This is a genomic window from Klebsiella sp. 28 (assembly GCF_018223905.1).
GTDB classification, from domain to species: domain Bacteria; phylum Pseudomonadota; class Gammaproteobacteria; order Enterobacterales; family Enterobacteriaceae; genus Klebsiella; species Klebsiella pneumoniae.
In genome coordinates this window covers 1-12,665 of the sequence record NZ_JAGRQY010000171.1, presented here as the reverse complement: position 1 = coordinate 12,665, position 12,665 = coordinate 1, and the positions used below count along the sequence as shown (strand labels likewise).

Annotated in this window: 15 protein-coding genes and 1 pseudogene (1 of these 16 running past the window's edge); 8 read left to right on the top strand and 8 right to left on the bottom strand. The window is 61.3% G+C overall.

The features are described from left to right. From KHQ28_RS24065 to hpxU, 7 genes and pseudogenes are all read right to left on the bottom strand, one after another. Positions 1-649 (bottom strand): annotated as a pseudogene (locus KHQ28_RS24065) (Zn-dependent hydrolase); it reaches 307 nt to the left of the window's first position. Next, the gene (locus tag KHQ28_RS24060; protein ID WP_019705120.1) at positions 646-1,887 is read right to left on the bottom strand and encodes an alanine--glyoxylate aminotransferase family protein; all 1,242 of its coding nucleotides are present in this window, start codon (positions 1,885-1,887) and stop codon (positions 646-648) included. Before KHQ28_RS24060 ends, KHQ28_RS24065 begins: the two are co-directional and overlap by 4 nt. A 15-nt stretch (positions 1,888-1,902) precedes the next feature. Continuing rightward, positions 1,903-2,640, bottom strand: coding sequence for an amino acid ABC transporter ATP-binding protein (locus KHQ28_RS24055; protein WP_004143660.1), 738 nt, complete (start codon positions 2,638-2,640; stop codon positions 1,903-1,905). Beyond that, positions 2,621-3,277, bottom strand: a complete 657-nt coding sequence (locus KHQ28_RS24050) for an amino acid ABC transporter permease (RefSeq protein ID WP_032418943.1) — start codon at positions 3,275-3,277, stop codon at positions 2,621-2,623. Before KHQ28_RS24050 ends, KHQ28_RS24055 begins: the two co-directional genes overlap by 20 nt. Then, complete coding sequence (locus KHQ28_RS24045) at positions 3,277-3,942, bottom strand: amino acid ABC transporter permease (protein WP_004176117.1); 666 nt, start codon at positions 3,940-3,942, stop codon at positions 3,277-3,279. The genes KHQ28_RS24050 and KHQ28_RS24045 overlap by 1 nt, the downstream gene beginning before the upstream one ends. 9 nt (positions 3,943-3,951) lie before the next feature. Then, positions 3,952-4,737, bottom strand: coding sequence for a transporter substrate-binding domain-containing protein (locus KHQ28_RS24040; protein ID WP_004143665.1), 786 nt, complete (start codon positions 4,735-4,737; stop codon positions 3,952-3,954). A gap of 214 nt (positions 4,738-4,951) precedes the next feature. Then, positions 4,952-5,791 carry a MurR/RpiR family transcriptional regulator HpxU gene (gene hpxU, locus KHQ28_RS24035; RefSeq protein WP_032418942.1) on the bottom strand — a complete coding sequence of 280 codons (840 nt, stop codon included), beginning with the start codon at positions 5,789-5,791 and terminating at the stop codon, positions 4,952-4,954. A 179-nt stretch (positions 5,792-5,970) separates the two neighbouring features. Between hpxU and hpxW the strand changes: the two genes are divergently transcribed. The 5 genes from hpxW (at position 5,971) to KHQ28_RS24010 (ending at position 10,038) form a co-directional block, all read left to right on the top strand. Then, positions 5,971-7,557, top strand: a complete 1,587-nt coding sequence (hpxW, locus tag KHQ28_RS24030; protein WP_023300989.1) for an oxamate amidohydrolase — start codon at positions 5,971-5,973, stop codon at positions 7,555-7,557. A 10-nt stretch (positions 7,558-7,567) separates the two neighbouring features. Then, positions 7,568-7,753, top strand: coding sequence for an oxalurate catabolism protein HpxX (gene hpxX, locus KHQ28_RS24025; RefSeq protein ID WP_004179955.1), 186 nt, complete (start codon positions 7,568-7,570; stop codon positions 7,751-7,753). Then, positions 7,750-9,147 (top strand): AtzE family amidohydrolase, encoded by a 1,398-nt coding sequence (locus KHQ28_RS24020; protein ID WP_032418941.1) that lies wholly within the window; start codon positions 7,750-7,752, stop codon positions 9,145-9,147. The genes hpxX and KHQ28_RS24020 overlap by 4 nt, the downstream gene beginning before the upstream one ends. Beyond that, entirely contained in the window at positions 9,144-9,530 is a 387-nt protein-coding gene (gene hpxZ / locus KHQ28_RS24015; protein ID WP_002905421.1) for an oxalurate catabolism protein HpxZ, read from the top strand. Before KHQ28_RS24020 ends, hpxZ begins: the two co-directional genes overlap by 4 nt. 85 nt (positions 9,531-9,615) lie before the next feature. Continuing rightward, positions 9,616-10,038: a GNAT family N-acetyltransferase gene (locus KHQ28_RS24010; RefSeq protein WP_032419474.1), complete on the top strand. Its 423-nt coding sequence runs from the start codon at positions 9,616-9,618 to the stop codon at positions 10,036-10,038. A 37-nt stretch (positions 10,039-10,075) separates the two neighbouring features. Here KHQ28_RS24010 and asd read toward each other — a convergent pair whose 3' ends face one another. Next, entirely contained in the window at positions 10,076-11,194 is a 1,119-nt protein-coding gene (gene asd / locus KHQ28_RS24005) for an aspartate-semialdehyde dehydrogenase (RefSeq protein ID WP_032418940.1), read from the bottom strand. A 201-nt stretch (positions 11,195-11,395) separates the two neighbouring features. Between asd and KHQ28_RS24000 the strand changes: the two genes are divergently transcribed. From KHQ28_RS24000 to KHQ28_RS23990, 3 genes are all read left to right on the top strand, one after another. Further along, positions 11,396-11,518, top strand: a complete 123-nt coding sequence (locus KHQ28_RS24000) for a hypothetical protein (RefSeq protein ID WP_032415987.1) — start codon at positions 11,396-11,398, stop codon at positions 11,516-11,518. Continuing rightward, entirely contained in the window at positions 11,515-12,072 is a 558-nt protein-coding gene (locus KHQ28_RS23995; protein WP_032418939.1) for a helix-turn-helix domain-containing protein, read from the top strand. The genes KHQ28_RS24000 and KHQ28_RS23995 overlap by 4 nt, the downstream gene beginning before the upstream one ends. Then, positions 12,056-12,665 (top strand): HlyD family secretion protein (locus KHQ28_RS23990; protein ID WP_211777703.1); only part of this gene is annotated, 610 nt, incomplete at its 3' end. The genes KHQ28_RS23995 and KHQ28_RS23990, both read left to right, overlap by 17 nt.

Genomic DNA, 12,665 nt, shown 5'->3' with positions numbered 1-12,665 from the left:
CCACCACGCCGAGCGCCAGCCCCGCCTGCTCCAGGCACGGCCCCTGCTCGATATGCAGTTCCAGATAGGCGGCGATATCCCGCGGGTGACGGGCCGCGTGGGCGATCCGCGCCGGATCGAGTCCGGCATTCACCAGCGCCTGGGCGACGCTCACCCCGTCGGAATCGCACTGTGACAGCCAGCTTTCAGGCCAGGTGCCGGTGACGCCGCGACTGCCGAGCAGGGTGATGCCAAAGCGGGTGCCCTCTTCATCACCAAAGCCGACGATCTCGATTGCCTTCGCCAGCCGTCGCCCCTGCTGGTGCAGACGCTGGACCACCTCAATCGCCGCCAGTACGCCGAGCATGCCGTCGTAGCGCCCGGCGTTGCGCACGGTGTCGAGATGAGAGCCCAGCAGCACCGCCGGCGCGCCCTCCTGCACGCCTTCATAGCGACCGCAGATGTTGCCGACGCTGTCCTGCCATACCATCATGCCGGCGGCCTGCATCCACTGGCCCACCAGCTGGTTGGCCTGCAGATGTTCCGGCGACAGATAGACCCGGGTCAGGGCGTCGGCGGTTTCGCTGAGGGCGGCCAGCTGGTCGGCGCGCGCCATCACCCGGCTGGCCGCCGCCTCTCTCTCCGCCAGCTGGCGGAAGGTATCACTCATAGGATGGCCTCGGTGCGATAGTGATCCCAGGCCGCCTGCATTGCCGCGCCCTGGGTGGTGGTGAACCTGAGGTAGTTCAGGACCGCTTCCAGCGCGCTGAGCGTCTGCATCACGCAGTCTTTACGCGCGTTATAGCCCATGGTGCCAATGCGCCAGACTTTACCGTGCAGCGGACCAAACGAGGTGCCAATTTCAATGCCGAAATCTTCCAGCATCAGTTTGCGTACCTGATCGCCGTTGACCCCGTTGGGGATCACCACCCCCAGCACGTTATTCATTTTGTGCCGCAGGTCGCCAAAGGTCTCGAGCCCCATCGCCTGGATGCCCTTCAGCAGCGCATCGCCGTGCAGTTTGTGGCGGGCGATGCCGTTGTCGAGTCCCTCCTGGAGGATCAGGCGCGCGCACTCCCGGGCGGCGAACAGCGCCGAGGTCGCTTCGGTATGGTGGTTAAGGCGCTCCGGCCCCCAGTAATCCATCACCATGCCGAGATCGAAATAGTTGGAGTAGATCATCTCGTCGACGCCATCGTGATGGGCATCGGTGCGGATCCCCTGCTCAATGCAGCGGCGGCGGCGGATGACCTCTTCCATCCGCGGGCTGAGGGTGATGGGCGAGGTGCCGGAAGGACCGCCCAGGCACTTCTGCATCCCGGCGGACACGGCGTCCAGCTGCCAGGCGTCGGTTTCCAGCGGGTTACCGCCGAGCGACGCGGTGGCGTCGGTATAGAACAGCACATCGTGACGACGGCAAATCTCCCCCAGCTCCGCCAGCGGCTGCAGCATGGTGGTGGAGGTATCGCCCTGCACGGTGAGCAGCAGGCGCGGCCGCACGCGCTTGATCGCATCCTCAACCTGATCCGGCGTAAAGACCTCGCCCCACGGCACCTCGATGGTGTGCACTTCTGCCCGGCAGCGACGCGCGATCTCGCACAGCAGATGACCAAACCGGCCGAACACCGGCACCAGCACCTTGTCACCGGGACGGATCGCCGACAGCAGAATCGCTTCGATCCCGGCGCGCGAGGTGCCGTCGACCAGCATCGTCCAGCGATTTTCGGTGCGAAACACGCCGCGGTAGAGCGCCATGACTTCATTCATGTAGTGGGTCATCGCCGGATCGTACTGGCCAACCAGCTGGCTCGACATGGCGCGCAGCACGCGCGGGTCGGCATTGATCGGCCCCGGCCCCATCAGCAGGCGCTGCGGCGGGTTAATTTGCGAAAACTGAGTGATATCCATCTGCCATTCCTTACGTTAGTTAAGACCGCGCACCGAGGAGATAAACTGTTTCAGTTCGCTGGTCTGCGGGCTGGCGAACAGCGTTTTGCTGTCGCCCTGCTCCCAGACGCGTCCCTGATGCATAAACACCACGCGGTCGCCCACTTCGCGGGCAAAATTCATTTCATGGGTGACGAGGATCAGCGTCATGCCTTCCGCCGCCAGTTGCTCCAGCACCTTCAGCACTTCACCCACCAGTTCCGGGTCGAGCGCCGAGGTGATTTCGTCACAGAGTAAAACTTTCGGCGACATGGCCAGCGCCCGGGCAATGGCCACGCGCTGCTGTTGGCCGCCGGAGAGGTTGGCCGGGTAGTAATCCAGACGGTCGCCGAGCCCGACCTTCTCCAGCATCCGCTGCGCCAGCTCCCGGCATTCTGCCTGGGACTTCTTCAGCACCCGCCGCGGGGCCAGCATGACGTTCTCCAGCGCCGTCATGTGAGGAAAGAGATTAAAGTTCTGGAACACCATGCCGATGGAGCGGCTGATCTCCCGGGCCTGGGAATCGCGGTTGGTGATGGTCATGCCCCCGAGCTTGATGCTTCCCTCCTGGTAGCCCTCCAGACCATTGATACAGCGCAGCAGGGTGCTTTTACCCGAGCCGCTGCGGCCGATGATCGAGATCACTTCCCCCATGTCGATATCCAGATCGACGCCCTTCAGCACATGGTTGTCGCCGTAGTACTTCTGCATCTGATTAATGGTGATGAGAGGCATTGAATTTGTTCTCCAGATAGCGGCTGTAGCGGGACAGCGGATAGCACAGAATGAAATAGCCCAGCGCCACAAGGGCAAACACTTTAAATGGCTGATAAGTGACGTTGGTCAGCATAGTCCCTGCCTTAGTCAGCTCCACAAAGCCGATAATCGATGCCAGCGCCGTGCCTTTGATCACCTGTACGGCGAACCCGACGGTCGGCGCGATAGCAATGCGCAGCGCTTGCGGCGCCACCACCCGGTACAGGGTCTGGCCGAAGCTCAGCCCGAGACAGCGCGAGGCTTCCCACTGGCCTTTCGGCAGCGCGCGAATGCTGCCGAACCAGATATCCAGCAGAAAGGCGCTGGTGTAGAGCGTCAGGGCGACCGAGGCGGCGGTCCACGCCGAGACGTCAACGCCGAACAGCGCCACGCCAAAGAATGCCAGAAACAGCTGCATCAGCAGCGGCGTGCCCTGAAACAGCTCGATGTAGCCGCGGATCAGCCGTTTCACCTGGCGTCCGCCGGTGAGGCGCAGCAGCAGTAACGGTAAGGTCACCAGCGCCCCGCCGGTGAACGCGACCAGCGACAGCAGCACCGTCCAGCGACCGGCCAACATCAGGTTGCGGATAATGTCCCAGTCAGTAAAAGTGGTCATCAGGCCTGTACCCCCAGCCATTTACGCCCCGCCGCCATCAGCAGCTGGCGCATCGCTATCGATAACGCTAAGTAGATCCCGGTGGTTACCAGATAGACCTCAAAGCTCAAAAATGTCCGCGACTGGATCAGGTTGGCGGCGAAGGTCAGCTCCTCATAGGAGACCTGCGACACCACTGACGAGCCGAGCATCACAATGATGCACTGGCTGACCAGCGCCGGATAAATCCGCTGCAGCGCCGGGGGCAGTACGACGCGAACGAAGGTTTGCGTCCGGCTGAGCCCGAGCACGCGACCAGCTTCCCACTGGCCCTTCGGCGTCACCTGAATGCCGGCGCGGACGATCTCGGTACTATAGGCGCCGAGGTTAACCACCATCGCCAGCAGCGCCGCTTCACCGGCGGTCATCTTCAGTCCGAGGTTCGGTAAACCAAAGACGATAAAAAAGAGCTGCACCACAAACGGCGTATTACGGATGATTTCCACATATCCGCCCCATACCCGGCTGAGCATTCCCGGGCGACCGCTGCGGATCGCCGCCCCAAGGATGCCGATCGCCAGTCCGCCGATCGTCGCCAGCACCGTCAACTGCACCGTCACCCACAGGCCGGCCAGCAGCTCCGGCCAGTGCGGCCAGAGCTCAGAGAAATGAAGTTGCTCCGTCATCCCCAGACCTTACGCGCCGAGGCTGGCAGGCAGTGGCGCTTTCAGCCACTTCTCAGACAGACCGTTGAGGGTGCCGTCCTTAATGCCCTGCTCGATGAGGGTATCCACTTTTGCCTTCAGCGCCGGTTCGTTCTTTTTCAGACCGATAAAGCACGGAGAGTCCTTCAGCATAAAGCTCGGGACCGGCGCTTTGTCGGCGTTCTGCCGGGAGATAGCCGCCACCACCAGGTTTCCGGTGGCGACATACTGCACCTGACCGGACAGGTAAGCCGACAGCGTAGTGTTATTGTCCTCGTAGCGCTTAATCTGCGCCGCCTGCGGCGCCACGCTGGTCAGCACCATATCTTCCACCGCCCCACGGGTCACGCCGATGCTTTTGCCGCTCAGCGCGGCCGCGTCCTTCAGCTCCGCCCCTTTCGGGCCAAACACCCCGAGGAAGAACGGGGCGTAGGCGCGGCTGAAGTCGATCACCTTCTCGCGCTCGGCGTTCTTGCCGAGGCTGGAGATCACCAGGTCCACCTTATCGGTCTGCAGATACGGCACGCGGTTGGCGCTGGTCACCGGGACCAGCTGCAGCTTGAGCTTCATCGATTTCGCCAGATAGCGCGCCATATCGATGTCATACCCCTGCGGCTGCAGGTCGGTACCCACCGAGCCGAACGGTGGAAAGTCCTGGGGTACGGCAATGCGGATGACGCCGCGTTTTTCAATATCCTGGAGCTGGTCAGCCTGCGCGGCAGAAACAGACGATAGGAGACAAGCGGCCCCGGCCAGCGCGATCAACAGTTTCTTCATGATGTTTACCCGTTACGTTAGCATGAAACAAAAGATTCTTTGAATCTGTTTTTGCAACTAATGTGCCAGATACAGACGAGGCGAGGGTTGGCGAGGAATTAAAACAAAAAGTGAGAAAGGACAAGCATTAACGGAAAAGTGCTCAGAGAGCGGCGGCGCCATCACGTGGTTTTTATTGCACCATAATAATGCACAGCACCACGCTGGCGCCCCATCAGCGTTGTTCCAGCTCGTCCAGCTGCTGGTAAAGCGTGGCGATCTCGTGGATGCGCGGACGACCGCTGTCGAGCGTTTCATGGAGAAAGGCATTGGCCAGCAGATTAATCAGGCTGTTGACCGAGGCATAGCTATCGTAGGCGGAGACGCTGTCCAGCGGCGCGCAGAGCTGCCAGCGGGAGAGCGGAAACAGGCTGTGGGCCTGCGGCTCGCACATTAACAGGACCGGCACCCCGTCGCGCTGCAGCTGCTGCAGCAGCGGGCGTACTATTCGCGGCCGGCGGCGAAACGCCATCATTACCACCAGATCATCGGCGGTCAGATCGACCAGCTCTTCGCTGAGACTCTGACCCGGCTGGGGCAGCACCAGCACCTGGCCGCGGGCCTGCAGCAGCTGCTGGCGCAGATGCAGCGCCGCCGGATAGGCGTTGCGCATGCCAATCACCACAATGCGGCGGGCGGCCACCATCGCCGTCAGCGCCTCAGCGAACTGGCGGGCGTCGAGGGCGTTGACCCACTGGGTGAGGTTTGCCATCTCCTGCTTATAATGGCGCGCCAGCAGCGTGTTACCCTGCACCGCGTCGCGCTGGTCGGTGAGCGGCATCCCGCTCTGACGCAGAGTGCGCAGTTCATCGCGCATATCCTTATATTTGTCGTAACCGAGGCGCTTAAACAGCCGGCTGACGGTGGCTTTCGACACGCCGCTCATCTGCGCCAGCTCGGCGCTGTTGTAGCTTATCAGGTCGTCAAAGTGGTCAAAGATGAAATCCGCCACCCGCTGCTCCTGCGGCGACAGCGAGGCGTATTGCCCTTTCAGTCGTTCATCGAGTTGTTGCATAGCGCCCCTGTAACTTTCGTTTCATCATCCATTCCTCATCATACTGTATCTGCTATGCCTTACACATAGCGTGCCAGTGGGAAAATTCTGGTCATCGTTTTTATCAATGAAACGAAACGTTCAGAGATGGAACAGCTTTTGCAGTGTTCTGCGGGTGATTCGTTCAGAAAGGATAATTTATGCACAGTAGCAACGTTTCGACCCACGGCATGGCGGTGGCCCCCCACCACCTCGCCAGTCAGAGCGCGCTGGCGATCCTGCGCGAGGGCGGCAGCGCCATTGAAGCGATGGTGGCTGCCGCGGCGGCCATCGCCGTCGTCTATCCCCATATGAATGGCCTCGGCGGCGATGGCTTCTGGCTGATCGTGCCGCCTGAGGGAGACCCCATCGCCATTGACGCCAGCGGGGCCGCCGGATCGCTGGCGACCCTCGAGGCCTACGCCGGACAGCAGCATATTCCCCACCGGGGACCGCAGGCCGCGCTGACCGTCGCCGGCACCGTCAGCGGCTGGGACGAGGCGCTGCGTATTTCACGGGACTTAACCGGCCGCGCGCTGCCGGTGGCCCGCCTGCTGGCCGATGCGATCGGCTATGCCGAAGACGGCATTCCGGTTACTGCCTCGCAGGCCCACGCCACCGCCAGCAAACTGGAAGAGCTGCGCCATCAGCCGGGCTTCAGCGAAACCTGGCTGGTCGCGGGCGAGGCCCCGCGGCCCGGCAGCCGCTTCCGCCAGCCCGCCCTCGCCGGTACCCTGCGCATGCTGGCCAGCGACGGTCTCGACAGCTTTTATCGCGGGCCGCTGGCCGAGCGTCTCGCGCAGGGGATGGCCACGCTGGGGATGCCTGTCACCCTCGGCGACCTGCAGGCCCACCGCGCCCGGCGTCCGGGGCCGCTGACGCTCCAGCACCAGCAGGGAACGCTGTGGAATCTTGCCCCACCCACGCAGGGGCTGGTGTCGCTGGCGATCCTTGGCATCACCGACCGTCTGAAGATGGCCGATGCCGACGACGCGCAAACGGTGCACCGTATCGTCGAAGCCACCAAGCGGGCATTTGCCCTGCGCGATGCGCATATCACCGATCCACGCCATCTGGATGTGGATGTACAGCAGTTGCTCACCCCGGAAGCCCTGCAGCCGCTGGCCGACAGCATCGACGACGCCAGCGCTTCCCCCTGGGGCGGCGGCAAAGGCCCGGGCGATACCGTCTGGATGGGCGTCGTGGATAACAGCGGACTGGCAGTGTCGTTTATTCAGAGTATCTATCACGAGTTCGGCAGCGGCGTGGTACTCCCGGACACCGGGATCGTCTGGCAAAACCGCGGGGCGGCCTTCAGCCTCGATCCGCAGCATCTCCTGGCGCTGGCCCCTGGCAAACAGCCATTCCACACCCTCAACCCTGCCGCCGCCCGCCTGAACGATGGCCGGGTGATGGTCTATGGCTCGATGGGCGGCGACGGTCAGCCGCAAACGCAGGCGGCGCTGTTTACCCGCTATATCCTGCAGGGGGTGCCGTTGCAGGAGAGCATCTCCCGTCCGCGCTGGCTTCTGGGCCGCACCTGGGGCCAGTCCTCCGATTCACTGAAGCTGGAGGGACGCTTTGCCCCCGCCTGTATCGCGCGCCTGCGCGAGCTGGGGCACGACGTAGAAGTGCTGGCCGATTTCAGCGAAGCGATGGGCCACGCCGGCGCCATTGTCCGCCATCCCAACGGCCTGCTTGAAGGGGCGACCGATCCACGCAGCAACGGCGCCGCCGCCGGATACTAAGGAGCAGACTATGACCACACAGCCAGACTGGAGCGAGTATCTGACGCAGATGACTCACCTGTTGGATATGGAGCTGGATGCGCCGCGCCGTGAGGAGCTGGAGCGCCAGTTTGCCCGCATCGCCGCCATGGCGCAGCCGCTGATGGACTATCCCCTCGGGCCGCGCGAGGAGATTGCGGGGGTGTATAAAGCATGACTCTTCAACACTTCACCATTGCCGATCTCCAGCGTGCGCTGCACGATGGCGAACTGAGCGCCCGGGAGATCGCCCGCCAGACGCTGGACGATATCGCCCGCGTGAATCCGCAGATCAACGCCTGGACTGAGGTCACCGCCCAGCGCATGCTGGCGGAGGCCGACAGCATCGACGCCCTGCGCCGGGAAAAGCGCCCCCTGCCGCCGCTGGCAGGGATTCCTTACGCAGTGAAAAATCTGTTTGATGTCGCCGGGCATACCACCCTCGCCGGCGCCGAACTGCTGAGCGACCGGCCGCCGGCAGCCAGCGACAGCTGGGCGGTGCGCCAGCTGCACAGCGCCGGCGCCCTGCTCAGCGGGATGCTCAATATGGACGCCTACGCCTACGGCTTCACCACCGAAAACAGCCACTATGGCGCGACGCGCAACCCGCACGATCTGTCGCGGATCGCCGGCGGTTCTTCCGGCGGTTCGGCCGCGGCGGTGGCGGCCGGGCTGGTTCATTTCAGCCTCGGCAGCGACACCAACGGCTCGATCCGTGTCCCCGCGTCGCTGTGCGGGATCTTTGGCCTGAAACCCACTTTCGGTCGCCTGTCGCGCTCTGGCAGCCATCCGTTTGTCGCCAGTCTGGATCATATTGGTCCTTTTGCCCGCCGGGTGGCCGACCTCGCCGCGGTGTATGACGCCCTGCAGGGGCGCGACCCGGCCGATGACTTTCAGGCTGATAAAGCCAGTGAGCGCACCGGCAACCTGCTGGAACGCGGGCTGGAGGGGCTGCGCTGCGCGCGGCTGGGCGGCTATTTCACCACCTGGTGCGATGACGACGCGCGGGCGGCCGTGGATCGGGTCGCCCACGCGCTGGGCGCCGACAGCGAGCTGCAGTTCGCGGATGCCGCGCTGGCCCGCTCGGCGGCCTTTATCATCAGCGCCAGCGAAGGCGGCAATCAGTACCTGACGGATCTTCGCCACTCGCCCGAGCGCTTTGAACCTCACTCCCGCGAGCGGCTGCTGGCCGGCGCGATGATCCCCTCCGCGTGGTATCTGCAGGCTCAGCGTTTTCGCCGTCATGCTCGCCAGGCGATCAAATCCCTGTTCAGTCAGGCCGACGTGCTGATCGCCCCGGCCACCCCATGCAGCGCCACGCCAATAGGCGCGGAGGAGATGGTGATTAACGGCCAGCCGCTGCCGGTACGTGCCAGCATGGGAATGCTGACGCAGCCGATCTCCTTCCTCGGTCTGCCGGTGGTGACCGTGCCCCTGCGTACCGCCAGCGGTAAGCCGATTGGTCTGCAGCTGATTGCCGCGCCGTTTAACGAACAAGCCTGTCTTCGCGCCGCGCGGGCGCTGGAAGCGATGGGCATTACCGATGCCCGAGTGGCGGAGAGTGCAGCATGATCAATCTGGATAATGTAGACCGCCCGGCGATCCTCGCCGAGGTGACGGCGGCGTTTTATCAGTATGAAGAGGCGCTGGTCAGCAATAACATCGAGGCGCTGGATGCGCTATTCTGGCACGACCCGCGCACCGTACGGCTGGGAGCCGGCGAAAATCTGTATGGCATCGAGGCGATCCGCGCCTTTCGCGCCGCCCGCCCCGCCGCCGGTCTGGCCCGCGATCTGCGCCATACCACCATTACCACCTTTGGTGCGGATATGGCGGTGTGCAGCACCGAGTTCACCCGCGAGGGCAGCGCCCGCCTGGGCCGCCAGCAGCAGACCTGGGTACGCTTCCCCTACGGCTGGCGGATTGTCGCCGCCCAGGTCAGTCTGATGGACTGAGTGGAGTATACGGGAGCGGACCGGAGACTAAGGTATCCACCGGCCCGCTTCCGGTCCGGTAACATGCTATTTGGAGTCGAAGATCATGGTGTTCATCAGAGCTGCTGAAGCAAAAGATATCCCCTCGCTGCAAACGCTATTTCTGCAGCTGGGCTATCAGACGGAGACGGCGATCTTAGCGCAACGCATCACTGCCCCGCAGAGCATGATGAGTGCGCTGGTGGCGGAAACAGAAAACGCCGTGTGTGGCGTAATCGTTATCAATTTTATTTTACCGGTACATGAGAACCGTTTATGGGCATTAATTTCCGCGCTGGTCATAGAGGAATCGTCACGTGGATCAGGGATAGGCCAGCAGCTTCTCCAGGCCGCAGAGCGCCTCGCCCGCGATAAACAATGCGCTCAGATCGAACTTTCAAGTAGTGAAAAAAGAATCAGAGCGCATCGATTTTATGAAAATAACGGCTACAAGGAGGTTCGCAAACGCTTCGTTAAACATTTGTCTTAACCGCCTGCGCGCGAGGGCTTTCCCCGGATGACCGTAACTATATTTTGCCCAGCAGGATATTTAACATGCGGCGCAGGGGTTCCGCCGCCCCCCACAATAGCTGATCGCCAACCGTTAACACCGAGTAGACTGGGTCATTATTTAGCGACATTTTCTTGTAGCGGCCAATACCTACCTGCAGCGAACCACTAATAGCAGCCGGGGTCAATTTACTGACACTCTCTTGCTTATTATTGCGGACATAGTTTACCCACGGATGGGAATGGGTGACTAACTCAGCAAATTCTGCTTCGCTGACCTCACGTTTAAGTTTCAGCGTAATCGCCGCGCTGTGACAGCGGATCACCCCAACCCGAATGCATAAACCATTGACCGGGATGGTACCCGGCGCAAGGCCAAGAATTTTATTAGTTTCCGCCTCGCCCTTCCATTCTTCGCGGCTGTTTCCATCGCCCAGATCGCTGTCGATCCACGGAATGATGCTGCCCATGAGGGGGACGCCAAAATTCTCCACCGGCATGCCCGCGCTGTTAATCAACTCACTCACTTTATTTACCAATGGCAGCACGGAACCTGATGATGTCAGTTCATCAGCGGATAAATGCTGACTGATATAGGCGCTTTGTGCGATTAATTCCCGCACGTGTTTGGCGCCCGCCCCGGAGGCAGACTGATAGGTCATCACGCTCATCCATTCGATAAGATCCGCTTTTATCAGCCCGGCCAACCCCATCAGGCTCAGCGTAATGGAGCAGTTGCCGCCGACAAACAGTTTAATTCCCGCTTTTACCGCACGATCGATATTTTCGCGGTTGACGGGGTCGAGAATAATGCAGGCTCTTTCATCCATCCGCAGCGCCGAAGCCGCATCAATCCAGTAACCTTGCCAGCCATGGTTAATTAACGCCGGATAGATGGCTTTGGTATAATCCCCGCCCTGACAGGTGATGATGATATCCATTTCGGCGAGTGCGCTAAGGGAATTCGCATCTTTCAGCCTGTCGCTTTTACCATTAATAACCGGGCCCGGGGCACCCGCACTGGAGGTACTAAAAAAATGCGCTGTAATATCGTCGAAATCATTTTCTTCGATCATGCGTTGCAACAATACTGAGCCCACCATCCCTCGCCAACCAACAATACCCACCTGCTTCATTTATTTAACCTTTATAAGTTATGAGAATGTTAATTTGAGTGTCGCCATACCTTATATCGTATCCCCCAATAAAGGTCATTACCCAGCACATCGATTTTTATCATTATTAAAATGTTTCATCTGCCATCAGCGATATTTATCTCTTATTACGGTCAAGCAGATATAAGGCGGCGGCGACTGTCCAGTTTTCGGCATTCAAAGGTGAAACGGCGTAGCGAAACGGCAGCAGCTTCTTCTCCGGGTACCATGAAGAGTAACTTGCATTTTGATAGTTACTATGTCAATTTGCTGGCAAAAGCCACCTGGTTACTGGACAGCCCATGAAAAATGAACCGCTTTGCCACGCTCCCTGCCCCATCGCCCGCAGCCTGGGCCGCATCGGCGACAGCTGGAGCATCATGATCCTGCGCGACGCCTTTGCGGGCTTTACCCGCTTCGACGAATTTCAGAAAAGCAGCAACGTCGCGCCCAATATTCTGTCGCGCCGCCTGAAGGCGCTGGTCGACGACGGCCTGCTGGAGAAGGTGTGCTACAGCAGCACCCCGCCGCGCTACGAATACCACCTCACGCCGCGCGGCCGCGATTTTCGCATGGTGCTGCTGGCGCTGGCGGAATGGGGTAATCGCCACTTCGCCCCCGAAGGGCGTCAGATGCAGCTGGTGGAAATGGCAACCCAGCGCCACGTGGAGCCAGTCATGGTGGATAAAGCGACCGGGGAAGAGATTATCCCGGGTAAATACGCCATGGTGCCGGGCCCCGCCGCCTCGCCGCTGATGAAATATCGTCATGAATATCTGCTGCGCAAACGCGAAGGCGATAGCGGACAAAAATTCCAGCCTGAACCTTACAGAGATGCCAGCAATGAATCCGACCAGTAAGAAAAATATTCTTGTCCTGGCGGCCCTGGGGGCTGCCGCCCTGGCGGCAGCGAGCTACGGCGCTTACTGGTGGCATACCGGGCGCTTTATGCAGACCACCGATGATGCCTATGTCGGCGGCGACATTAGCGCCATCTCCAGCAAAGTCTCCGGCTATATCCAGCAGCTGGCGGTGCAGGACAATATGGCGGTGAAAAAAGGTGACCTGTTGATCCGCATTGACGACCGCGATTATCGCGCCGCCCTCGCGAAAGCCGCCGGAGAAGTGGCGGCGCAGCAGGCCGCGCTGGCCGATATCCAGGCTACCCGCCAGCTTCAGCAGGCGACCATTGCCGGCTCTGCGGCCTCGTTACTGGCCGCCACGGCGGCAACCGAAAAACTGGCTAACGACAACCGACGCTATAACGCCCTGGCCGCGTCGAGCGCGATTTCCGCACAGATCCGCGATAACGCCTCCGCCGATTATCGCCGGGCGCACGCCGAGCAGGAGAAGGCCAAAGCGGATAAAACCGTGGCCGAACGTCAGCTGGCGGTGCTGGATGCTCGCCAGCAGCAAATCCTGGCTGCCCTGGCGCAGGCCCAGGCTAACCTCG